This is a genomic window from Pseudomonas sp. GL-B-12, from assembly GCF_019955895.1.
In the GTDB taxonomy this organism is placed as follows: Bacteria; Pseudomonadota; Gammaproteobacteria; order Pseudomonadales; family Pseudomonadaceae; genus Aquipseudomonas.
Map to the genome: position 1 here is coordinate 62981 of NZ_JAHBCX010000066.1, position 23508 is coordinate 86488.

Annotated in this window: 15 protein-coding genes; 10 read left to right on the forward strand and 5 right to left on the reverse strand. The window is 60.1% G+C overall.

Annotated elements, in window-relative coordinates; translation table 11 throughout:
* Position 1 precedes the first annotated feature (1 nt).
* On the reverse strand, positions 2-1774 hold the full coding sequence (locus tag KGA85_RS27655; RefSeq protein WP_223543544.1) for an N-acetylglutaminylglutamine amidotransferase: 1773 nt from the start codon (positions 1772-1774) through the stop codon (positions 2-4).
* Between the two features lie 170 nt (positions 1775-1944).
* Entirely contained in the window at positions 1945-3924 is a 1980-nt protein-coding gene (mnmC, locus tag KGA85_RS27660; RefSeq protein WP_223543545.1) for a bifunctional tRNA (5-methylaminomethyl-2-thiouridine)(34)-methyltransferase MnmD/FAD-dependent 5-carboxymethylaminomethyl-2-thiouridine(34) oxidoreductase MnmC, read from the reverse strand.
* A 153-nt stretch (positions 3925-4077) separates the two neighbouring features.
* Between mnmC and pap the strand changes: the two genes are divergently transcribed.
* From pap to KGA85_RS27675, 3 genes are all read left to right on the forward strand, one after another.
* Positions 4078-5601 carry a polyphosphate:AMP phosphotransferase gene (gene pap, locus KGA85_RS27665; RefSeq protein ID WP_223456212.1) on the forward strand — a complete coding sequence of 508 codons (1524 nt, stop codon included), beginning with the start codon at positions 4078-4080 and terminating at the stop codon, positions 5599-5601.
* Positions 5602-5703: 102 nt separating this feature from the next.
* Positions 5704-6888: a thiolase family protein gene (locus KGA85_RS27670; protein WP_223456213.1), complete on the forward strand. Its 1185-nt coding sequence runs from the start codon at positions 5704-5706 to the stop codon at positions 6886-6888.
* 193 nt (positions 6889-7081) lie between these two features.
* The gene (locus KGA85_RS27675) at positions 7082-8041 is read left to right on the forward strand and encodes a DMT family transporter (protein ID WP_223456214.1); all 960 of its coding nucleotides are present in this window, start codon (positions 7082-7084) and stop codon (positions 8039-8041) included.
* 130 nt (positions 8042-8171) lie between these two features.
* On the opposite strand, the gene KGA85_RS27680 is transcribed toward KGA85_RS27675, so the two are convergent.
* The gene (locus KGA85_RS27680; RefSeq protein ID WP_223456215.1) at positions 8172-9566 is read right to left on the reverse strand and encodes a class II fumarate hydratase; all 1395 of its coding nucleotides are present in this window, start codon (positions 9564-9566) and stop codon (positions 8172-8174) included.
* Between the two features lie 191 nt (positions 9567-9757).
* Between KGA85_RS27680 and KGA85_RS27685 the strand changes: the two genes are divergently transcribed.
* The 5 genes from KGA85_RS27685 (at position 9758) to KGA85_RS27705 (ending at position 14160) form a co-directional block, all read left to right on the forward strand.
* On the forward strand, positions 9758-10282 hold the full coding sequence (locus tag KGA85_RS27685) for a DUF2059 domain-containing protein (RefSeq protein WP_007997268.1): 525 nt from the start codon (positions 9758-9760) through the stop codon (positions 10280-10282).
* 12 nt (positions 10283-10294) lie between these two features.
* A complete protein-coding gene (locus tag KGA85_RS27690; protein ID WP_223456216.1) occupies positions 10295-10594 on the forward strand; it encodes a BolA family protein in 300 nt (99 codons plus the stop codon).
* A 175-nt stretch (positions 10595-10769) separates the two neighbouring features.
* Positions 10770-11711: a rhodanese-related sulfurtransferase gene (locus tag KGA85_RS27695; protein WP_223456217.1), complete on the forward strand. Its 942-nt coding sequence runs from the start codon at positions 10770-10772 to the stop codon at positions 11709-11711.
* A gap of 36 nt (positions 11712-11747) precedes the next feature.
* Positions 11748-12350: a DsbA family protein gene (locus KGA85_RS27700; RefSeq protein WP_223456303.1), complete on the forward strand. Its 603-nt coding sequence runs from the start codon at positions 11748-11750 to the stop codon at positions 12348-12350.
* Positions 12343-14160 carry an ABC transporter ATP-binding protein gene (locus KGA85_RS27705; protein WP_223456218.1) on the forward strand — a complete coding sequence of 606 codons (1818 nt, stop codon included), beginning with the start codon at positions 12343-12345 and terminating at the stop codon, positions 14158-14160. Before KGA85_RS27700 ends, KGA85_RS27705 begins: the two co-directional genes overlap by 8 nt.
* 1 nt (position 14161) lies before the next feature.
* On the opposite strand, the gene KGA85_RS27710 is transcribed toward KGA85_RS27705, so the two are convergent.
* A complete protein-coding gene (locus KGA85_RS27710; RefSeq protein ID WP_223543546.1) occupies positions 14162-18796 on the reverse strand; it encodes a hypothetical protein in 4635 nt (1544 codons plus the stop codon).
* Positions 18797-18977: 181 nt separating this feature from the next.
* Between KGA85_RS27710 and KGA85_RS27715 the strand changes: the two genes are divergently transcribed.
* Positions 18978-21437 carry an EAL domain-containing protein gene (locus KGA85_RS27715; protein ID WP_223533257.1) on the forward strand — a complete coding sequence of 820 codons (2460 nt, stop codon included), beginning with the start codon at positions 18978-18980 and terminating at the stop codon, positions 21435-21437.
* Between the two features lie 76 nt (positions 21438-21513).
* A complete protein-coding gene (locus KGA85_RS27720) occupies positions 21514-22275 on the forward strand; it encodes an iron-containing redox enzyme family protein (protein WP_263287547.1) in 762 nt (253 codons plus the stop codon).
* Between the two features lie 136 nt (positions 22276-22411).
* Here KGA85_RS27720 and KGA85_RS27725 read toward each other — a convergent pair whose 3' ends face one another.
* Positions 22412-23338 (reverse strand): GGDEF domain-containing protein, encoded by a 927-nt coding sequence (locus KGA85_RS27725; RefSeq protein ID WP_223456222.1) that lies wholly within the window; start codon positions 23336-23338, stop codon positions 22412-22414.
* Between the last annotated feature and the right edge of the window lie 170 nt (positions 23339-23508).

Consider the following 23508-nt stretch of genomic DNA (forward strand, 5'->3'; position numbering starts at 1 on the left):
GTCAGATTCCTTGTTCGTTGAGCCACAGGTTGAGGGCCGCCAGTTGCCACAGCTTGGAGCCGCGCAACGGCGTCAATTGCCCCTGTGGATCAGTCAGCAGACGGTCGAGCATCGCGGGGTTGAACAGGCCGCGATCCTGGCTGGGATCGAGCAGCAGCTCGCGCACCCATTCCAGCGTATCGCCCTGCAAATGCTTGAGGCCCGGCACCGGGAAGTAACCTTTCTTGCGGTCGATCACTTCACTGGGAATCACTTGTCGCGCAGCTTCTTTCAAGACTTGCTTGCCGCCGTCCGGCAGTTTGAAACGCCCCGGAATCCGTGCCGACAGCTCCACCAGGCGGTAGTCGAGAAACGGCGTGCGCGCTTCCAGGCCCCAGGCCATGGTCATGTTGTCGACGCGTTTGACCGGGTCGTCCACCAGCATCACCGTGCTGTCCAGACGCAGGGCCTTGTCCACCGTCGCATCGGCACCGGGCTGGGCGAAATGGGCTTTGACGAAGTCACCGGCGGCGTCATTCGCAGTCAGCCATTTCGGTTGCACGGTGGCGGCGTAGTCGTCGTAACTGCGGTCGAAAAACGCTTCGCGGTACGCGGTATACGGATCGCTCGCGCCGTCCACTTGCGGATACCAGTGGTAACCGGCGAACAGTTCGTCGGCGCCCTGGCCGCTTTGGACGACTTTGCAGTGTTTGGCCACTTCCCGGGACAATAGGTAGAAGGCGATGCAGTCATGGCTGACCATCGGTTCGCTCATGGCGCGGAACGCGGCGGGCAGTTGTTCGATGATCTCTTTTTCATCGATACGCAGTTGATGGTGCTGCGTGCCGTAGTGTCGGGCGATCAGGTCGGAGTATTGAAACTCGTCCCCACGCTCGCCGCCGGCATCCTGGAAGCCGATGGAGAAGGTCGACAGGTTGTCCACGCCGACTTCCCGCAACAGGCCCACCAGCAGGCTTGAATCGACGCCACCGGACAACAGCACGCCGACATCCACTGCCGCGCGTTGGCGGATGGCGACCGCTTCGCGGGTGCTGTCGAGCACACGGTCGCGCCAGTCTTCGAGGGTCAGATCCGTTTCATCGGGGTGAGGGCCATAGGGCAGGGTCCACCAGGTTTTCTGCTCGGTGCGGCCATCGGCTTCGATGCGCATCCAGGTGGCCGGCGGCAGTTTTTCAATGCCCGCCAGCAAGGTGCGCGGTGCCGGGACCACGGAGTGGAAATTCAGATATTGATTGAGCGCCACCGGATCGAGGAGCGGATTGATGTCGCCGCCCTTGAGCAATGCCGGCAGCGCCGAGGCAAAGCGCAGGCGCTGGCCGGTGCGCGACAGGTACAGCGGTTTCACGCCGAGTCGGTCGCGGGCGATGAACAGGCGTTGGGCATCGCGCTCCCAAACGGCGAAGGCAAACATGCCGTTGAGTTTTGGCAGCAGCGCTTCGCCCCAGGCGTGATAGCCCTTGAGCAACACTTCGGTATCACCACCGGAATAGAAGGCGTAACCCAGGTTTTCAAGTTCCGCGCGCAGTTCCGGAAAGTTGTAGATCGCCCCGTTGAAGGCCAGGGACAAGCCCAGTTGCGGGTCGATCATCGGCTGCGCCGAGCCGTCCGACAGGTCCATGATTTTCAGGCGCCGATGGCCCAGGGCAACCGGCCCCTGGCTATGAAAGCCCCAGGCGTCGGGGCCGCGGGGGGCCAGGTGATGGGTGATTCGTTCAATGGCTGCAAGGTCTGCAGGTTGATGATCAAAACGTAACTCGCCAGCTAATCCGCACATAAATTCCTTACCGGTTTTTCCGTTGGGGAGGGTCGATCGATACCGCGCCCAAACGGCGGGTACTCAGAAAGTGACCCTCCTCGGTAAGGGGAGTTTTAGATCGATGAGTTATATGCGCGACTGACCGCGGCCGAATGCCCTTGTGAGAGCAACTTCGACTGCTGTATCGACTACTTGCCCCGGATCAGGCGCCGCAGGGCAAACCGGTTGGGGTGACAGGCTTCGGCCACGCTTCTGGGCAACGGCAGGGGTTCGTTGTCCAGCCACGCCGCCAGCAGTTCACCGGACAGCGGCGCGGTGATCAGACCGCGAGAGCCGTGGCCGCTGTTGACGTACAAACCGTCAAGCCATGGGCATTCGACGTCCGGCACCTGCCGGGCATCCTTACCCAGCGCCGCATACGCCTGAGTGAATGCCTGGGTGTCGGCCAATGGGCCGACGATTGGCAAGTAGTCGGGGCTGGTGCAGCGAAATGCAGCGCGACCCTGGAGATGCTCGGGGTCGAGGTGTTCGATCTCCAGCCGCTCGACCAGATCGTGGGAAATCTCTTCGAGCATGGCCAGGTTGCCCAGGTGTTCTGCCGTGGTCGGCGTCAGGTCATCGCTCTTGAAATCGAAACTGGCCCCCAGGGTGTGTTCGCCCAAACGGGCGGGGGCGACATAGCCTTCGGCACACACCACGGTGCTCAGGGCCTGGCTTTGCGGGGTTTGCGCCAGGCGGGTGATTTGCCCGCGAATGCGTTTGAGCGGCAACTCGGCGCTCTCGGGGAAACGCTGGATTTCGGCTGCGCCGGCGAGCACCACCACGGGGGCGTCGGCAAGCAATCGCTCGCCGTCCCAGGCTTGCCAACGGCCTTCAACCTTGCGCAGTTCCAGCGCATCGTGATGGGTGAGCAATTGAATCTGTGGATGCGCAGCCTGCCACTGGCACAGCGCCGGTGGGTGGACCCAGCCGCCTTCGGGATAGAACAGGCCCCCCTGTGCCAGCCCGATACCGGCCACGGCCTGTGCCTCGGGTTGATCCAGCAGGTGCAGCAAGTCCGGCGCAAACGCCGCGGCCAATTGCACCTGGCGTTCGGCTTCCTTGGCATTGAAGGCCAGTTGCAACACGCCGCAATCGTCCCAGTCGCGGCCCCGTTGCAAGTGTTCGAGCAGGCGTCGGGTGTAGCCGAATCCGCTGACGATCATTTGCGACAGCGCCGTGCCATGGGCAGATAACTTCAGGTAGAGCACGCCCTGCGGGTTGCCCGAGGCTTCCTGGGCGATGTCGTCGTGGCGCTCCAGCACTGTCACTTGCCAGCCCCGCGCGGCGAGGCTGGCGGCGCTGGCACAACCGGCCAGGCCGGCACCGATCACCAGTGCCTGGCGCTCGCCGGTCAACGGGGTCGGGCGGGCAAACCAGGGTTTATCCAGGGCCGGGGCCGGCGTTTCCTGGGGCCAGCCGAGGAACTCGCCGCGCAGGATCTCCCATTTGTGGCCGATGCCGGGGGTGCGTTTCATCTTGAAGCCGGCGGCGTTGAGCAGGCGCCGCACCCAGCCGGTGCTGGTGAAGGTGCTGATGGATGCACCGGGAGCGGCCAGGCGAGCCAGCTCGGCAAACAGTTCGGCGGTCCACATGTCGGGGTTCTTCGCCGGGGCGAAACCGTCGAGGAACCAGGCGTCGATTCGGGCATCGAGTTGCGGCAGTTGCTCCAGTGCATCGCCGATCAGCAGCGTCAGGGTCACGCGGCCGTGGTCCAGCGTCAGGCGCTGAAAGCCCTGATGGATGGCCACGTACTGCTCAAGCAGTTGATCGGCAAACACCTTGAGTTCCGGCCACAGCGCCAGGGCTCGTTGCAGGTCGGCCGGGCTCAACGGGTACTTCTCGACGCTGACAAAATGCAGCCGCGCACCGGCCGCGGCGTGTTGCTCGAACACCTGCCAGGCACACAGAAAATTCAGCCCGGTGCCGAACCCCGTTTCCCCGATGACCAGCCGTCCGCCCTCGGGCAAGGCCGCAAAGCGTTCCGCCAAGCGGTTCTGCTCAATAAAGACATAGCGGGTTTCGTCCAGGCCCGACTGGTCGGAGAAATACACATCGTCGAACACTCGCGAATACGGGCGACCTTGGTCGTCCCAGTCGAGCTGGGCGTGGGGCAATACAGGTTTCATGGCAGGCTCGGCAACGGCAAGGCCGCCATTCTAGCCGATCACGGGGGCGGTGCTTGATCCGTGGCAAGGTATGCATTGGCCGAGACCGGGAGAATCTCTGCTGGCCTTCAGTTCAATCCGCTAGTCTTGCTCACATCTGGAAGGGAGCCGCTCATGTTTGAATCCGCCGAAATCGATCACGCCATCGACAAAGAAACCTACGACGCCGAAGTCCCGGCCCTGCGCGAAGCGTTGCTCGAAGCGCAATTCGAATTGCAGCAGCAACGCCGCTTTCCGGTGATCATTTTGATCAATGGCATCGAAGGTGCTGGCAAGGGCGAGACGATCAAGGTGCTCAACGAGTGGATGGACCCGCGCTTGATCGAGGTCCGCACGTTCGACCAGCAAACCGACGAAGAGCTGGCGCGGCCGCCGGCCTGGCGGTACTGGCGGATGCTCCCGGCCAAGGGGCGCATGGGGATTTTCTTCGGCAACTGGTACAGCCAGATGCTGCAGGGACGGGTCCATGGCGAGTTCAAGGATCCGCGTCTGGACCAGGCGATCAATGCCGCCGAGCGCCTGGAAAAGATGCTGTGCGATGAAGGTGCGCTGATCTTCAAGTTCTGGTTTCACCTCTCCAAGAAGCAAATGAAGGCACGCCTCAAGGCGCTGGCCGACGACCCGCTGCACAGCTGGCGCATCAGCCCGCTGGACTGGCAGCAGTCGGAAACGTACGACAGGTTCGTGAAGTATGGCGAGCGGGTGCTGCGCCGCACCAGCCGCGACTATGCACCCTGGCATGTGATCGCCGGGGCGGATGCCCATTATCGGAGCCTGGCCGTGGGGCGGATTCTACTGGCGGGCCTGCAGGGCGCATTGCAGCGACCGACGATCCATCCGGAAAAGGTCAGCGCCGCGCCAGTGTTCCCCAGTGTCGATCAAGTGAACCTGCTCGACAGCCTGGACCTGACCCTGCACTTGGACAAGGAAGATTACGAAGAACAGCTGATCACCGAGCAGGCGCGGTTTTCCGGGTTGATGCGTGACAAACGCATGCGCCGCCACGCGCTGGTGGCGGTGTTCGAGGGCAACGACGCAGCCGGCAAGGGCGGGGCGATCCGCCGGGTCGCGGCAGCACTTGATCCGCGCCAGTACAGCATCGTGCCGATTGCCGCGCCCACCGAAGAAGAACGGGCGCAACCGTATCTGTGGCGCTTCTGGCGGCACCTGCCGGCCCGGGGCAAGTTCACCGTGTTCGACCGTTCCTGGTATGGCCGGGTGTTGGTGGAGCGCATCGAAGGTTTTTGCAGCCCGGCAGACTGGCTGCGCGCCTACAGCGAGATCAACGATTTCGAGGAACAGCTCACCGACGCCGGTGTGATCGTGGTCAAGTTCTGGCTGTCCATCGACAAACAGACGCAACTGGAGCGCTTCGAGGAGCGCGAAAAGATTCCCTTCAAGCGCTTCAAGATCACTGAAGATGACTGGCGCAACCGTGAAAAATGGGATGACTATCGCGCGGCGGTCGGTGACATGGTCGACCGTACCAGCACCGAGATTGCGCCATGGACTCTGGTGGAAGCCAACGACAAGCGCTGGGCACGGGTCAAGGTGCTGCGCACCATCAACCGGGCACTGGAAGAGGCTTTCGAAACATCCGACCGACAAGAGCACAAGAAGCGTAAGGACAAGGATTGAAGCGATGGTTACGCATACGCGAGGTGAATAATTGTCGCGGTCGGTGAAGAGCTGGACTTATGCTCGGTCCACTCTCAACCGATAACAACAATGAGGTATGCCATGCGTGAAGTGGTGATCGTCGACAGCGTGCGGACCGGCCTGGCCAAATCCTTTCGCGGTAAATTCAACATGACCCGCCCGGACGACATGGCGGCACACTGTGTCGATGCACTGTTGGCGCGCTCCGGTATCGATCCGGCGAGCGTCGAGGACTGCATCGTTGGCGCCGGCTCCAACGAAGGCGCCCAGGGTTTCAATATCGGTCGCAATGTCGCGGTGCTGTCGCGCCTGGGCATCGGCACGGCCGGCATGACCCTCAACCGGTTCTGTTCCTCGGGCTTGCAGGCGATCGCCATTGCCGCCAACCAGATCGCTTCGGGTTGCAGCGACATCATCGTCGCCGGCGGCGTCGAGTCCATCAGCCTGACCATGAAGAGCGTCAATACCGACAACCTGATCAACCCGCTGCTCAAGGAACAGGTGCCGGGCATCTACTTCCCGATGGGCCAGACTGCTGAAATCGTCGCGCGTCGGTACGGCGTCAGCCGCCAAGAGCAGGACCTGTACGCGCTGCAGAGCCAGCAGCGTACCGCAGAGGCTCAGGCCGCCGGGCTGTTCACCGATGAAATCGTGCCGATGGCGGTGAAGTACCGCGTCGAAGACAAGGCCACAGGTCAAGCACAGATCCTCGACGGCATCGTCGACCGCGATGACTGCAACCGCCCGGACACCACCCTGGAAAGCCTGGCCGGGTTGAAACCGGTGTTCGCCGAAGATGGCTCGGTCACGGCGGGCAACTCGTCGCAGCTGTCTGACGGCGCGTCCATGACCCTGGTGATGAGCCTGGAGAAAGCACTGGGACTGGGGCTCAAGCCGAAAGCGTTCTTCCGCGGCTTTACCGTGGCCGGTTGCGCACCGGACGAAATGGGTATCGGTCCGGTGTTTTCGGTACCGAAACTGCTCAAGGCCAAAGGCTTGCGGATTGACGACATCGACCTGTGGGAACTCAACGAAGCATTTGCCTCACAGTGCCTGTACAGCCGCAACCGCCTGGAAATCGACAACGCCCGCTACAACGTCAACGGTGGTTCGATTTCCATTGGTCACCCGTTCGGCATGACCGGCTCGCGCCAGGTCGGGCATCTGGTTCGTGAATTGCAGCGACGCAATCTGCGGTACGGCATCGTCACCATGTGCGTGGGTGGCGGGATGGGGGCAACCGGGTTGTTTGAAACGGTGCGTTAAGCCTCCATATTTCTCGTTGTCAGTTAGACAGCCATCGCGAGCCTGCTCGCGATGGGGGCACCACGGTCAAAAAACATCACCTGAAGATTACGACCTGCACAGTTTCATTCGCGGCCAGACCGAAACTGTGCCTGTGTACGCCACCGCTGCGAGCCTAGAATGACGACTCCTGTCAGTTGGCGTTGGGGTTCACATGCACATTTCATCGGGTCGCTGGGGTTACGGTCTGTTCCTGGCCTTGTTGACCGCGCTGTTGTGGGGAATCCTGCCGATCAAACTCAAGCAAGTGTTGCTGGTGATGGACCCGGTGACGGTGACCTGGTTTCGCCTGCTGGTATCCGGCGGCTGCCTGTTCATTTACCTGGCAGCCACCAGGCGCCTGCCCAGCCGCAAAGTGCTCGGACCTCGTGGCGGCTGGCTGGTGCTGATGGCGGTGCTCGGCCTGGTCGGTAACTATGTGTTGTATCTGATGGGCCTGAACCTGCTCAGCCCCGGCACCGCGCAACTGGTGGTGCAGATGGGCCCGATCATGCTGCTGATCGCCAGTCTTTTTGTGTTCAAGGAACGTTTCAGCCTGGGGCAGGGGATTGGCCTGCTGGTGCTGCTGATCGGCTTTGCGCTGTTTTTCAACCAGCGCTTGAGTGAGTTGCTCACGTCGCTGACCGACTACACCGCCGGCGTGCTGCTGGTGCTGTTGGCGTCCACGGTCTGGACCTTCTATGCCCTGGGGCAGAAGCAATTGCTGACGGTGTGGAATTCGCTGCAGGTGATGATGGTGATCTACCTGTTTTGCGCGGCGCTGTTGACGCCGTGGGTGCATCCGCTCGAAGCGTTGCAATTGAACCCGTTGCAGGGTTGGTTGCTGCTGGCGTGCTGTCTGAATACCCTGATTGCCTATGGCGCGTTTGCCGAGGCCCTGGCCCATTGGGAAGCTTCCCGGGTCAGTGCGACGCTGGCCATTACGCCGTTGGTGACTTTTGCCGCGGTTGCCATGGCTGCGTGGCTGTGGCCCGACTATGTGCATGCCGAGACGATCAATGGTCTGGGATATGGCGGCGCGGTGCTGGTGGTGCTGGGGTCGGCGCTGGTGGCGTTGGGGCCATCGTTGATTGCCGGATTGAAGGCGCGGAAGGTGCGAATGGCAGCCAGTTAGACCGCGTCATCGTTCATCGCGGGCAAGCCACGCTCCCACAGGTTTCGAGTCGTTCATCAACTTTGTGGACGACGCAAAACCTGTGGGAGCGTGGCTTGCCCGCGAAGACGGACTATCAGGCGCTAAAGATTCAGCCCTTGGCCCCAGCCTCCAGCATATTTTCCGGCCTCACCCACGCATCGAACTCTTCGTCAGTCAGATACCCGAGCTGCAACGCCGCCTCGCGCAAGGTCAGTCCTTCGCTGTAGGCCTTCTTGGCGATCTCCGCCGATTTGTCATAGCCAATGTGCGGGTTGAGCGCCGTCACCAGCATCAAGCCACGCTCCAGGTGTTCAGCCATTTTTTCCGCATCCGGCTCCAGACCGGCCACGCAGTGCTGCTGGAAGTTGCTGCAGCCATCAGCCAGCAAACGGATCGATTGCAGCAGGTTATGGATGATCACCGGTTTGAACACGTTCAACTGCAAGTGGCCCTGACTGGCGGCAAAGCCGATGGCGACGTCATTGCCCAACACCTGGCAGGCCAGCATCGACAGCGCTTCGCACTGGGTCGGGTTGACCTTGCCCGGCATGATGGAACTGCCCGGCTCATTGGCCGGCAGCCTGACTTCGGCGAAGCCGGCGCGCGGGCCGGAACCCAGCAGGCGCAGATCGTTGGCGACTTTCATCAGCGTCACCGCGAGGGTTTTCAGCGCGCCGGACAGCGTGGTCAGCGGTTCATGTCCGGCCAGCGCGGCGAACTTGTTCGGCGCGGTGATAAACGGCAATCCGGAGAGGGCGGCCAATTCCGCGGCGATGGCCTCACCGAAGCCGTGGGGTGAGTTCAGCCCGGTGCCGACGGCCGTTCCGCCCTGGGCCAGCTCGCAGACCGCGGGCAGTGCGCTGCGGATCGCCCGCTCGGCGTAATCGAGTTGCGCAATGAAGGCCGAGATTTCCTGACCGAAGCTGATCGGTGTCGCATCCATCATGTGGGTTCGGCCGGTCTTGACCAGTTTCATATTGCGGGCGGCCAGCTCGGCCAGCCCGCCGGACAGTTCGCTGATCGCCGGCAGCAAGTGCTGTTGCACCGCCTGGACGGCCGCGATGTGCATGGCGGTGGGGAAGCAATCGTTGGAGCTCTGGGAGCGATTGACGTGATCGTTGGGGTGCACCGGGGACTTGCCGCCACGGGGGTTGCCGGCCAGCTCATTGGCGCGCCCGGCGATCACTTCGTTGACGTTCATGTTGCTCTGGGTGCCGCTGCCGGTTTGCCAGACCACCAACGGAAACTGATCGTCGTGGTCGCCGGCGAGCACTTCGTCGGCCGCCTGTTCGATCAGACGGGCGATATCGGCGGGCACGTCGCCGTTGCGATCATTGACCCGTGCCGCGGCTTTCTTGATCAGCGCCAGGGCATGCAATACGGCCAGCGGCATGCGTTCGTTGCCGATGGCGAAGTTGATCAGCGAGCGTTGCGTCTGAGCGCCCCAATAGGCTTCATCCGGGACTTCAACCTGGCCGAGGCTGTCGGTTTCGATACGGCTCATCTTGCTCACTCCTGTAGGTCCGATTGCGCAGTTTAGGCCGTGATCGACGGCCGTGGTTCCATCAGTCTGAATTTGACCATTCAACCCCTCTAAATCAGGTGCGACAAGGCTTGGGGTTGAGCGACACACTTTTTTAGGCGCAGAATGGACGCCCTTGGGGTCTTACCTCGCCAGCTAGAAAAGGAAACTCGATGACTCGTCTTCGTGCCATCTGTACCGCCGTTGCTTTGGTCTGCGCCAGCGGCCAGGTTCTTGCCGACACCGCCAGCCATAACGCCAGTGCCGAGGCTTTCCTGACCATGGCGCACGCTGACAAACTGGGCACCCCGGTGTACATGCAAGTACAGCAGATGTTTGCCCAGCGTTTCGAACAGACCAAAGCCCCTGAGTCGAAAAAGGCCGTGCTGGAAACCTACCAGGCCAAGGCCAACGCCGCTCTGGACCAGGCCATTGGCTGGAACAAGCTGAAGCCGGACATGGTCAAGCTCTACACCACCAACTTCACCGAATCCGAGCTCAAGGACCTGGTTGCGTTCTACCAGTCGCCACTGGGCAAGAAAGTCCTGGAAAAAATGCCTCAGCTGACCCAGCAATCGGCCCAGATGACCCAGGCCAAGCTGGAAAGCGCAGTGCCGGTGGTCAACAAGCTGTTGGCTGACATGACCGCCGAGCTGACGCCGAAAGACGCGGCCGCTCCAGCCAAGAAAAAGCCTTAAGCGGAGTTCGGTATGACCATGCAACAACGCATCGAATCGACGTTGGGCCTGCTTCAGCCCGAGCATCTGCAAGTGCTGGATGAGAGCCATATGCATAGCCGTGGGCTGCAAACCCATTTCAAGGCTGTGGTGGTCAGTACGCAGTTCGAAGGCCTGAACCGGGTCAAGCGCCACCAAAAAGTCTACGGCACGCTCGGCGAGCTGATGGGCGAGTTCCATGCGTTGGCGCTGCATACGTACACGCCAGAGGAATGGGCACAGATCGACGCGGCCCCGGCCTCGCCGACCTGTGCGGGCGGAGAAAAGCAGTAAAAACAGCTGCAAGCCGCAAGCCGCAAGATTGACACGACCTGGTTTTATCTTGCGGCTTGAAGCTTGCCGCTTGAAGCTGTCTTTTTGTTAGAATGCCCAACGCGCCGCTAACCCGGCGCGTTTTTTTTCGCATCCGGTTCACCCCTTACGAGGGTAGCCACCTGGAGATTTACCCATGACACAACAGATTGTCGTGGCGGCACTGTATAAGTTCGTCACCCTGGAAGATTACGTCGCCCTGCGCGAGCCCCTGCTGCAAGCGATGGTCGACAACGGCATCAAAGGCACCCTGCTGATTGCCGAGGAAGGCATCAACGGTACCGTGTCCGGCAGCCGTGAAGGCATCGACGGGCTGATGGCCTGGCTCAAGAACGACCCGCGCATGGACGACATCGACCATAAAGAGTCGTACTGCTTTGATCAGCCGTTCTACCGCACCAAAGTCAAACTCAAGAAAGAAATCGTCACCCTCGGCGTGGAAGGCGTGGACCCGAACAAAAAGGTCGGCACCTACGTCGATCCGCAGGACTGGAACGCGCTGATCAGCGACCCCGAAGTGCTGTTGATCGACACCCGTAACGATTACGAAGTCTCGATCGGTACCTTCGAAGGCGCCATCGACCCGAAAACCACCAGTTTTCGCGAATTTCCCGATTACATCAAAGCCAACTTCGACCCGGCCGTGCACAAGAAGGTCGCGATGTTCTGCACCGGAGGCATCCGCTGCGAGAAGGCCTCGAGCTACATGCTCAGCGAGGGCTACGGTGAGGTTTTTCACCTCAAGGGCGGCATCCTGAAGTACCTCGAAGAGGTGCCGCAGGAAGAAACCAAGTGGCAGGGCGACTGCTTCGTGTTCGACAACCGCGTGACCGTTCGTCACGACCTGAGCGAAGGCGACTACGATCAATGTCATGCCTGCCGCACGCCGGTGAGCGTGGAAGACCGCGCGTCCGAGCATTACGTGGCCGGCATCAGTTGCCCGCATTGCTGGGATAAGCTGAGTGAGAAGACCCGTCGCAGTGCGATCGACCGGCAGAAGCAGATCGAACTGGCCAAGGCTCGTAACCAGCCTCACCCGATCGGCTTCAACTACAAGCAAGCATCCTCCGAGGCCTGAACCATGTCTGCGCGCCTGCTCTATGTGATGGACCCGATGTGTTCCTGGTGCTGGGGCTTTGCTCCGGTTGCAAACGCATTGGTAGAGCAGGCGGCGGCCGCCGGTGTGGACGTGCATCTGGTGGTGGGTGGTTTGCGCACCGGCAGTGGCGCCGCGCTGGAGCCGGCCACCCGGCGCTACATTCTTGAACACTGGCAGGCGGTCACCGAGGCTACCGGCCAGCCGTTCAAGCGCGAAGGCGCGTTGCCTGACGGTTTTGTCTACGACACCGAACCTGCCTGCCGGGCGCTGGTGACTGCACGCAACCTGGCGCCGGATTGTGCGTGGAAACTGCTCGGGCTGATTCAGCACGCCTTTTACGCTGAAGGTCGCGATGTCACGCGCGCCAGTGTCCTGGTGGAGCTGGCAGAGCAGGCCGGTCTACCGCGAATTGAATTCGCCGCCGCGTTCGACCGTGCCGATACGCACGCCGCGACATCTGCCGATTTCACTTGGGTCCAGGACCTGGGCATCGCCGGTTTTCCTACGTTGCTGGCTGAGCGAAATGGGCAGTTGGCGTTGCTGACCAATGGTTATCAGCCGTTGAGCGAGTTGTCCCCGCTGCTCGGCCGCTGGCTGGAGCGCGCTGCCTGTGCATGACCTGCCCGATGATGTTGCTACCGCTAAACGTGTCGACCGTCTGAGCTGGGCGGAAATCCGCCGCCTGGCCCTGCATCACAAGAAATCCCTGTGGATCGCCAACGGCGTGGCCGTGCTGGCGACCTTGTGCAGCGTGCCGATTCCCTTGCTCCTGCCGTTGCTGGTGGACGAGGTGTTGCTGGGGCATGGTGATGCCGCGCTGAAGATCATGAACCACGCGCTGCCCGAAGGCTGGCAGAAAGCCGCGGGCTACATCGGCCTGATGCTGGTGGTGACCTTGACCCTGCGATGCATGGCGTTGCTGTTCAACGTGGTGCAGGCGAAATTGTTCGCCGGGTTGGCCAAGGACATCGTCTACCGCATTCGCATTCGCCTGATCGAGCGTCTCAAGCGCATTTCCCTTGGCGAATATGAAAGCCTGGGCAGTGGCACGGTGACCACGCATTTGGTCACCGACCTGGACACGCTGGACAAATTCGTCGGTGAAACCCTCAGCCGTTTCCTCGTGGCCATGCTGACCCTGGTCGGCACGGCGGGCATTCTGGTGTGGATGCACTGGAAACTGGCATTGCTGATTCTGCTGTTCAACCCGCTGGTGATCTACGCCACGGTGCAGTTGGGCAAGCGGGTCAAGCACCTGAAGAAACTCGAGAACGACAGCACTTCGCGTTTTACCCAGGCGCTGACCGAAACCCTGGATGCCATCCAGGAAGTTCGCGCCGGCAACCGCCAGGGTTTTTTCCTCGGTCGCTTGGGGCAACGCGCCCGGGACGTGCGTGACTATGCGGTGAATTCGCAATGGAAAACCGATGCGTCGAACCGGGCCAGCGGTTTGCTGTTCCAGTTCGGCATCGATATTTTCCGGGCCGCGGCCATGCTCACCGTGCTGTTTTCCGACCTTTCCATCGGCCAGATGCTCGCGGTGTTCAGCTACCTGTGGTTCATGATCGGTCCGGTGGAACAACTGCTGAACCTGCAATATGCCTACTACGCTGCCGGTGGTGCGCTGTCGCGGATCAATGAACTGCTGTCCCGAGCCGATGAGCCCGAATACCCGGGCGGCGTCGACCCTTTCGTCGGTCGCGAGACGGTCGGGCTGGAAGTACAAGGGCTGAGCTTCGGTTACGGCGATGAACTGGTCCTGAACAAAATGAACCTGTCCATCGCCCCTGGCGAAAAGGTCGCGATCGTCGGCGCCAGTGGCGGCGGCAAGAGCACGCTGGTGCAACTGCTGCTGGGCTTGTACACGCCGTTGGCCGGAACCATTCGCTTCGGCGGTTCGACCCAGCAAGAGATCGGCCTGGAAACCGTGCGGGAAAATGTTGCCGTGGTCCTGCAACATCCGGCGCTGTTCAACGATACCATCCGGGCCAACCTGACCATGGGCCGCGAGCGCAGTGACGAGGCCTGCTGGCAGGCACTGGAAATCGCCCAATTACACGGCACGGTCCGGGATTTGCCCAATGGCCTGGACAGCATCGTCGGGCGCTCAGGCGTGCGTTTGTCCGGTGGGCAGCGTCAACGCCTGGCCATCGCCCGGATGGTGCTGGCCGAACCCAAGGTGGTGATTCTGGACGAGGCCACCTCGGCACTGGACGCCGCCACCGAATACAACCTGCACCAGGCCCTGGCGCGCTTCCTGAGCAACCGCACCACGTTGATCATCGCCCACCGTCTTTCGGCGGTAAAACAGGCTGACCGTGTGCTGGTGTTCGACGGCGGGCAAATTGCCGAGGACGGCGACCACCAGCAACTGATCGCCGAGGGTGGGCTGTACGCCAAGCTGTATGGGCATTTGCAGCAGTTGTAATTCAGGACCACAACACTTTCAACGCGTCTGCCCCGCCGTCATGGCCGAACTCTTTCATCACCATGGAACATGACTCGCAAGGGCGCATGGTCGTGGCGATGTCCACGGAGCGCAGCTCTTCGGAGTCGGGGTACTTCTCGCGAAGCACGCGGATCAGCTTGCTTTCGCTGTCCAGTGACGTCGGGCGGGCGGCCATTGACGGATGGTATTTGCCGATGTTCTTGATCGTCAAAGGCACGGCCAGCAGGTTGCCTTCGGTTGTCACGTCCAGCGACGTCTTGGGAAACGTCAGACTGTAATCAATGTTGATGTAGGTCGTATCACCGATCCGTACATGGTTGGCACCCAGATGACGGAACAATGGTAGTCGGGTGGTGGAGCCCCGGGCGCCCGACACGCTGACATAGACCTCGCGTTTACCGTTCGCGGTAGTAACGTCGGCATAGGCAATGTTCCTGGCATTAAACGGGCGTTCGTATCTGGGCAATAGGTTTTGCAGTTTCTGCATCGCGCTGTCGATTCGCAATGCAGCATCCGCATTCCTGGGGTTGATGGTCGGCGACAGGAACAGGGTATCGAATACTTCTGCCGTTTTTTGCCGCAACGCCTGGGAAGCCTCTTTGCTGCGAGTCCACGATGCAGCGCCTTCCGGCCGCTGCGCGACAATCATTCGGGTCCGGTGATCGTACATCAAGGCCTCTCCGGGGCTGGTGTCCACTTTCAGCCACTTCATGTTCGCGGGTGGATTCGAGGTGGTGCCGAGGGGGATGGCGATGGTTTCCATGGTGGTCATGGCGCGTTCGATGTCTTCGAGCTTGTGGATGCGCGCGTTGTTGTTGGCCATCAACCCGCCTTCGTACACGGTCAACAACTCTGCCCCGAGCGTTCCTTCGGCCATCTCGGCGGGTTGCAGGCGCTTGAAAGTCAGCGTAACAGGCGGTTTCTGGCCTTTGGGAATCGTCGTCATGTAGAAATCCCGGGTATTGACCCGGAAAAACGCATAATCGGCAGACTCATCGACAGCAGGCACGAGAACCGCGCCGACCCGTTGCGAATCGTTGAGCCCGTCATACGTCCCGTCAACTTTGATGCGTGCAAAAATGCCTTTGCGAAACTGCAGCGTGGCCTGGGTCTGCTGCCTTGGCGCCAGCCTGCCGCCCGGGATGCCCAAACGGGCCAGGTTTCCGGTAAACAATGTCGGTCTGTCGTCCACGATTCGATAGAGCTTGGCATCGACCGCCAAAAACGAACCTTCATGACCTGGCAATGCCGCGGCGTCGGATATCCGGTCGCCAAACCAGGGTGCATAACCCTTGGTTTTGTCGATCGTGCCAATCGGCGGTGTGGGTGCCGGTTCGCCGCTCACATAGCTCGCACGACAATCGCCGGGACTGTCCGGTGCGCGGCTTGGTCGGCACGGTATCCGTGACCAGAGGCTGTTGTCATCGATCATCTCGACGCGGCGCAACTCTTCGCCATCCAGGCGGTAGGGGACGTCGTCGATGAAGACTGTCGTGCGCCCATCGATGTCGAACTGGTAGCGGGCATGCGCCTGTTCCGGGAGTTCGACGAAGACCAGGTCGTCGGTTTTTTTCACGGTGCCGTAGCTTGAGCGACCGAGTGACAGTTCATGGTTCTGCGGAGAGAGCCGAGGGCCATAGGGGCGGGTGGACAGGGGGTCAAGCAAGTAATGGTGGCCGTCGATCTTTTGCACGGGGACATCTTCGATGCCTTTGACGATGGCTAACTGGTCGGCGTCCGTCAGCGGTTTCCAGCGTCCCGGTTCGGTTACCTGGGGCAGGCTGCTGACAAAGTCATAGCTATCGGCCTTGCCGGCGAGTTTTTTCAATTGGAACATCGCCCTTTTTTCCAGATAGACGACTGCACGTCCTGCTCCTTTTATGCCCCTGCCAGTGAGCCGCAGCAGATCCACCGAGCCGTCCAGGGGGTTGAGGTTCTTCAAGCTCGAAGTCAACAGTTTGCCGGACAACCGCACCATTCGCGGCAGCGTCGAGCGAATCCCCAATCCGCCGGCTCGCGCGGCCAGCCTGATGCTTCCTGCGGCGAACTTACCCAAGGGAACCGCAAATGACACGATATCGAACACCAGGCCGATCGCGCCGAGGACCCGATCACCAAACTGGTCCGATTGAAGGTCTTCGATGCTACCCCAGAATGGTACGAATCCCTTGAGGTTGTGAAGCCAGTGTTTTTCGTCGCGGTCGCGTTCGAACTGCGTGACGCCCAAGGCTTCGCGACGGAGATTCTGTTCATCAACATAAAACAGGTGGGTTGCGATGAAGGAGGCAATTTGCCGCGTACGGGCAGAAGTCAGTGTGAGATTGGGAGAAATGTCGTGATGTGCCGACGGCGTTGGAGTAGGGGGGAGGACGTCGCCGAGTGGGTCAAGGATCGCGTTACAGCTGGCTCCTGATTTCGCAGGTGTGCCGGTTGTATGGGCATCCCGGTCGAATGGCAGGGGGCGTGCGAGTATGGCGATGTAGTAGTCATAGTCCTCCTCGACAAGGCGGTTGCGGAACAAAAACTTGCCACGGACACCCCCGACATGCGCGGTTGTCACATCGGGGCGCGGTCGTATGACGCCGGCACGGGGCAGGCACTCATAGAAGCGCACGGCGTTCCCGTAAGTGGCTTGCAGCACAAACCCCATGCGCGCCCTGAGCGGCAGCGTGTGTGCTGCGGTTTCTTCCTCAGCCTTGCGCCCGGTTTCGTCCCGGAGGCTGAGCACCCTGACTTCACCCTGCTCCAGCGCCTTGCGATCGTCCCACGGCAGTGAGACCAACAGACTCTTGATCAGGCCTTCGTAGGCTGCTTTTGATTTGGCGAGGTAGCTATTGAATTGCTCGTCGAACAGAGCGTCAATATCCGGCAGGGTGCGGTTGTCTGGAAACGAAAGGCTATGGCGAACAGCGGGATCTGCCACACCTGATTCAAACTTGCGGTCAGAGGACAGTCTGATCCAATGCCCCGCGGTTTTGCCGTCACTACTGATGTACCACTTGCGATCGGGGCTCAAGCCGCCCGAGGCGTATACCTCCGGCAACGGCCAGGTTTTCTGCGGTACGTCCGGGGTATCCAGAAGGCTGCGCTCAACGCGCCTGCCCGACCGGTACAGGTCGCGCATCACGCGGATGCTCAGTGGGTCCATGTGAAACTCGCTGGCCAATGCCAACTCCAATTGTTGTTCCGCCAGCTTCAACCGTTTTGGGGGTGCGATATCGAGTTGGACAATAGCTTCGTTCAACTGTGCCTTGTGGTCCTCCAGCGCTTGCAAGGCTTTCAGTCTGCTTTCCTGAACATCGCCAGTTTGCGCGCTCGCTTCCACTGCACTGGTCGCCTGCGCCCAGGTAAACGCCGCTGGAATACGCGTCAGGGCGATCAACTGGAGCAGGGCGTCGCTGGCGTTCTGGCTTTTCTTCAACGGCAGATCGGTGATTTGCTGGAAGGTCAGTCGTTGCAGCAGGGTGGGGTCCAGTGCATGAGCGAGATGGGCGCCGTGAACGAAATTGACCCATACGATAGAAGTGGCATAGGGCAAGTCGTGAGGAATGTCGCGCACCTGAAATTCAACTGGAAACCCAGTTTGACAGAGCCTTCCCAGCAGCGCTGTTTCGGTCGGCGTTGTCGTGCGAAGTGAGTCCTCCAGGTGTTGCCGGAAGTGCTTGAGAATATCCGCGTAGCTTTTGCCTTGGTTGGCGCGTTGTTGCAATTGATAGCCGGCAATTTTCCGGGACGGATCGGGGTGCGGCAGTTCGTACCACAGTCGCAACGCTTCCAGCAGCAGCTTTGCGCCGATGTCCGGCACCGTTTTTTCATCGGATCTGCCGCCGTACCAATTGAGTGTTTCCAGCAGGCGTTTGGCCAGGTCTTGTGCCTTTGGAGTGTCGAGCAAGCGCTCAATGCAGGCGGTGGGCTGGGTGGCCAGTTGCTGTGGTGTCATGGGGGGCGCGATCTCACTGGCCAGGGCGTCGATGACGGAGCCGGCCTCATCTGTGAGAACTTCGCTGATGACGTCGTGAATCGCAGTGTGATCGTGCGGTTCTATCAGAACACTGATTTGCAGCCCCTGTTCAAGGTTCAATCGGTGGATGGCGCGTTTTTCATCCACCTCTTCAATCAGTCGGGTCAGGGAGTCCGTATTCTGTACAGCTGGCAATGCGAGACCGTAATACTTCAGGACCTGCGACAGGGGCAACACCCTGTCGGTGCGTATGTGTCCACCTATGTCCACAAGCGTTCGTTGAAAGGCTCGAATCTCTCTGGTGGAACCTGTTACATCCTGGATTATGTGTGTATCGACGGTGCCATCCTTGCGGGTCGTCGAGAACACACACTGATCGGCGATACCGTTGACTTCCGTCAGTAGTCCTTTAAGTGGTCGAAGATGCTGAGACAGAGCGTTGTCACCGCTATCTTCGAACAATGCGAGCAGAAGCGTTTTCGCGTGTTCGTACTCAAGGGCCAGGGGCGAATCTGCCAGGGTTGACAGGTAGTAACCACGCAGGTCCGAGGCTTTCGCCTTTACGGCTCGTAACGCGGTCAGTATTGCCCCGTACTCGGCCTGTTGGCCGGCATGCCGTTGAGCCAGGGTGGGCGCAGCAGTTGCAGTTTGCATGAGAAAGCGACTCTTCAATGGATGAGAGCCGCCAGTCTCAAAGTTTTGTTCGCTGCGGATGCGGTACATATGTAGTGCATGTTGTACCGTGTCTGGCTTGCCGGAAGCGATATCGCCCCCTAGTCTAGCTAAAGCGATTTCGTCCGGAAGACGAGAAGGCAGTGCTAATGCAAGGGACCACATGAATCAAACGCGGACTCTCGGAACGCCACGGTTGTTGGGCATCGTCTGGCCATTTATCGCCGTTGTGGTGTTTCAAGCCTTGTTGGGCGGCGTTAGCCTTTACGTGCTGTCGGCGGTTCGCGGCTATGTTGCCGGCGAAAGCCTGTGGTCCAAGGGCCAGAAAGACGCCATCTATTATCTCAACCTCTATGCCGACAGCGGCGACGAAGCGATTTTTCGTAAATACCAGAACGCCATTTCCGTGCCCCAGGGCGGGCATGAGTTGCGTGTGGCGCTGGATCATCGGCCGCCGAACATCGAGGCGGCACGTGTGGCGATCCTCAAGGGCGGCAACCATCCGGATGACAGCACCAGTGTGATCTGGCTGTACCTGAATTTCCGGCACTTCAGTTACCACGAGAAAGCCATCGACCTTTGGAGGGTGGGCGACGCCTATCTGGTGCAACTCGATGCCATTGCGCGGGAGATGCATCAGCGCATCACCACCAGGCAGGCCACCGATGCCGATATCAAGCACTGGAAGGATCAGATATTCGACATCAACGAAAGTGTGACACCGGCGGCGAAGGCCTTCAGCGATGCCTTGGGCGAAGGCTCGCGGATGATCCTGCGACTGTTGCTGGTGACCAACCTCGCCACCGCCCTGGGCTTGATTGCATTGGCCTTGATGCGCACCCATAAACTGCTCAAGCAGCGCCATGCCTTCGCTGATGCGCTGCAGCTGGAGAAAGAACGGGCGCAGATCACCCTGCAATCGATTGGCGACGGCGTGATCACCACGGATGTATCAGGTGCGATTGCCTACATGAATCCGGCGGCCGAGGCGTTGACCCACTGGAAGGCCGAGCAGGCGACAGGGTTGCCGCTGGCGGCGCTGTTCAACCTGCTGGACGAAAATGCCCAGACCGATGGGTTCACCCTGATCGAGCATATTCTGAGCGGCCAGCTCAGTGGCGGCAGTGAACACTCCAAGCTGATTCAACGCCTGGACGGCAGCACGGTGTCGGTCACGCTGGTGGGCGCGCCGATCCGCAATGCTGGCAAAGTCAGCGGTACGGTGCTGGTGCTGCATGACATGACCCAGGAGCGGCAATACATCGCCAATCTGTCGTGGCAGGCGACCCACGACGCCTTGACCGGGCTTGCCAACCGCCGAGAATTCGAATATCGCCTGGAACAGGCGCTGCACAACCTGACCCGCTACGCGGGTCGCCATGCCCTGATGTTCCTCGATCTGGATCAGTTCAAACTGGTCAACGATACCTGCGGCCATGCGGCGGGCGACGAACTGTTGCGGCATATCTGTGCCTTGTTGCAATCCGGGCTGCGCGAAGGCGATACCCTGGCGCGCCTGGGCGGCGACGAGTTCGGCATCCTGCTGGAAAACTGCGCACCGGAAGCGGCGGAGAAAATTGCCGAGAGCCTGCGCCAGACTGTGCAGAATCTGCATTTTGTCTGGAAGGGCCGGCCTTTCGTGACCACTGTCAGTATCGGGCTGGTCCATGTCGCACAGAATCCGACGACGCTCGAAACCTCGCTACGTGCTGCCGACATGGCGTGCTACATGGCCAAGGAAAAGGGCCGGAACCGGGTCCAGGTCTATCATCCGGATGACTCGGAATTGTCCCTGCGCTTCGGCGAAATGGCCTGGGTGCAGCGTTTGCACATGGCGCTGGAGGAGGACCGCTTCTGCCTGTACGCCCAGGAAATTGCCCCCTTGGGTCATGTCGATAAGGGCTGCGGGCACATTGAAATTCTGCTGCGATTGCATGATGAAGCCGGGCGGATGATCTTGCCTGACAGCTTCATTCCGGCTGCCGAGCGTTATGGCCTGATGAGCTCGCTTGATCGTTGGGTGGTGCAGAACGTGTTCAAGATTATTGCTCAATGCCGGGCCGAGCAAGGCCCCGGGCCGCTGGCCATGTGTGCGATCAATCTGTCAGGCACGACGATCGGGGATGATGCGTTCCTGGGCTTCTTGCGCCAACAGTTTGTGACGTATTCAATTCCGCCTGAAATGATTTGTTTTGAAATTACTGAAACCAGCGCTATTTCAAATCTTGGCAGCGCCATCCGATTCATTAATGAACTCAAAGGCTTAGGGTGCCATTTTTCACTGGATGATTTTTGTGCCGGAATGTCCTCATTCGCATACCTGAAACATTTGCCTGTAGACTTCCTGAAGATCGACGGGAGTTTCGTAAAGGATATGCTGGACGACCCGATTAACCGCGCCATGGTCGAAGTGATCAATCACATTGGCCATGTGATGGGTAAACGCACGATTGCCGAGTTTGTCGAAACACCCCAGATCGAGCAGGCATTGCTGGAGATCGGGGTGGATTACGCTCAAGGGTATGTGATTGAACGCCCGCAGCTGTTTACCTGCGATAGCTTGCTGAGTCGTCCTGCCAGGCCTCAGCCGCTGTTGTTCAAGGCGCCTGGCACGTTCCGTTGAAACTCCTGCCGGTCTCACAATCACAATCAAAAGGAGCTCGACAGTGATCGACACATTCAACCGAACCGGACCGCTCATGGAAGCTGCAAGTTATCCTGCCTGGGCCCAGCGCCTGATCCAGGATTGCAGCGAGAGCAAGCGCCGGGTTGTCGAACACGAACTGTACCAACGCATGCGAGACAACAAGCTCAGTGCAAAGACCATGCGCCAGTACCTGATCGGTGGCTGGCCAGTGGTCGAACAGTTCGCGTTGTATATGGCACAAAACCTGACCAAGACACGCTTTGCCCGTCATCCGGGCGAAGACATGGCCCGTCGCTGGCTGATGCGCAACATCCGCGTCGAATTGAACCACGCCGACTACTGGGTGCACTGGAGCCGCGCGCACGGTGTCAGCCTGGAAGACTTGCAGGCTCAGCAGGTTCCCCCCGAGCTTCACGCCCTGAGCCATTGGTGCTGGCACACCAGTTCAGCCGACTCGCTGATCGTTGCGATTGCCGCTACCAACTACGCCATTGAAGGGGCGACCGGGGAATGGTCGGCGGTGGTTTGTTCCAACGGTACCTACGCCGCCTCGTTCCCCGAGGAAGATCGCAAGCGGGCGATGAAGTGGCTGAAGATGCATGCCCAGTACGACGATGCCCATCCATGGGAAGCCCTGGAAATCATCTGCACATTGGCGGGCACCAACCCGAGCAAATCCCTGCAGGTGGAGCTGCGTCAGGCCGTTTGCAAGAGTTACGACTACATGCACCTGTTTCTCGAGCGTTGCATGCAATTGGAGCACGCAGAGAGAGTGCCGGTCGTGCGTGAGCGGATGGCATTGGCCGAAGGCTGATCCAATCGCTGCTTGAAAAAAACTGTGGGAGCGAGCCTGCTCGCGAATACGGACTGTCAGTCAACATCATCGTTGAAGGTCAGATCCCATTCGCGAGCAAGCCCGCTCCCACATTGGTTTGTGTGTGACTGAAAAATTAGCCTGCCATCTCCAGCCGGTTACGACCTTCGCGCTTGGCCACATACAACGCGCTGTCTGCCCGTCGCAACAGGCTTTCGGCAGACTCGCCGGGCAACAGGGTCGAACAGCCGAGGCTGACCGTCAGCAGGATCGTATGACCATCGGCCAGGTACTCTTCAGACTGCGCTGCAAACCGCAGCCGCTCACCGACCATGGCCGCGGCCTCGCGGCTGGTATTGGACAGCAGGATCAGGAACTCTTCACCGCCATAGCGGAACACCATGTCCACGTTGCGCAGCTGGTTTTTGATCGTGGCGGCGACCGCCTTGAGCACGTCATCGCCAGTGCTGTGGCCATGGGTGTCATTGACTTGCTTGAAATGATCGATGTCCAGCATCAGCACCGACAACGGTTGCAGATGGCGCCGGGACAGCTCGATTTCCCTTTGCAGCGTCTGGTCCATGGCGATGCGGTTGCCGGTGCCCGTCAGCGGGTCGCGCAGTGCGCTTTGGGTGGCGGTACGGTAAAGCAGCGCGTTGCGCATCGGGAAAAGCAGCGCGGCCAGCAGTGATTCGAGATTGCCCTGTTCCTGTTCGCTGAAACGCTGATTGCGACGGAAAATCAGCTCACCCAGGTGTTCGCCTTCGTGGCTGAGGCTGTAACTGATGGAATGGTGGCCGCGTTGGCCGAACTCCAGGCGCAGGTCACTGCTCTTGTGCAGATAGCACAAGGCGTCCAACGGCACCAATCGCTGAATCTCGCGATAGAAAGTCCCAAGAATGCGTTGCGGCTCCAGACTGGTTTGCAACTGCAGGCTCAGCTGCTGGCGCAATTGCGCAAGACTGACAGGCCTTTCCAGAAGAGGCGGCTGCTGACCAAAGCCCAGGCGCTGCAATTTGGCGCTATCGAAGTCAATTGCGTTGGTCTGGGAAGGTGGTTTCATAAGGCGTGCGCCCCTAAGCAGTAAGGCTGTCTTACAAGCAGGGTGAGAGCGGCTTAGGGCTGCGCGTCGTACTGGTCCGTCAGTCCCGTAGGACATTTCGTACAAGTTTAATCCGCTTTGTAGAAGATGAGTAATCTCTGCACTCAAGCTTCACCCCGTCTGCTTCCACG

Excerpts from the sequence above, each read along its gene's own strand:
- KGA85_RS27655 (WP_223543544.1), bottom strand. The coding sequence starts at position 1,774 with ATGTGCGGATTAGCTGGCGAGTTACGTTTTGATCATCAACCTGCAGAC.
- mnmC (WP_223543545.1), bottom strand. The coding sequence starts at position 3,924 with ATGAAACCTGTATTGCCCCACGCCCAGCTCGACTGGGACGACCAAGGT.
- pap (WP_223456212.1), top strand. The coding sequence starts at position 4,078 with ATGTTTGAATCCGCCGAAATCGATCACGCCATCGACAAAGAAACCTAC.
- KGA85_RS27670 (WP_223456213.1), top strand. The coding sequence starts at position 5,704 with ATGCGTGAAGTGGTGATCGTCGACAGCGTGCGGACCGGCCTGGCCAAA.
- KGA85_RS27675 (WP_223456214.1), top strand. The coding sequence starts at position 7,082 with ATGCACATTTCATCGGGTCGCTGGGGTTACGGTCTGTTCCTGGCCTTG.
- KGA85_RS27680 (WP_223456215.1), bottom strand. The coding sequence starts at position 9,566 with ATGAGCCGTATCGAAACCGACAGCCTCGGCCAGGTTGAAGTCCCGGAT.
- KGA85_RS27685 (WP_007997268.1), top strand. The coding sequence starts at position 9,758 with ATGACTCGTCTTCGTGCCATCTGTACCGCCGTTGCTTTGGTCTGCGCC.
- KGA85_RS27690 (WP_223456216.1), top strand. The coding sequence starts at position 10,295 with ATGACCATGCAACAACGCATCGAATCGACGTTGGGCCTGCTTCAGCCC.
- KGA85_RS27695 (WP_223456217.1), top strand. The coding sequence starts at position 10,770 with ATGACACAACAGATTGTCGTGGCGGCACTGTATAAGTTCGTCACCCTG.
- KGA85_RS27700 (WP_223456303.1), top strand. The coding sequence starts at position 11,748 with ATGTGTTCCTGGTGCTGGGGCTTTGCTCCGGTTGCAAACGCATTGGTA.
- KGA85_RS27710 (WP_223543546.1), bottom strand. The coding sequence starts at position 18,796 with ATGCAAACTGCAACTGCTGCGCCCACCCTGGCTCAACGGCATGCCGGC.
- KGA85_RS27715 (WP_223533257.1), top strand. The coding sequence starts at position 18,978 with ATGAATCAAACGCGGACTCTCGGAACGCCACGGTTGTTGGGCATCGTC.
- KGA85_RS27720 (WP_263287547.1), top strand. The coding sequence starts at position 21,514 with ATGGAAGCTGCAAGTTATCCTGCCTGGGCCCAGCGCCTGATCCAGGAT.
- KGA85_RS27725 (WP_223456222.1), bottom strand. The coding sequence starts at position 23,338 with ATGAAACCACCTTCCCAGACCAACGCAATTGACTTCGATAGCGCCAAA.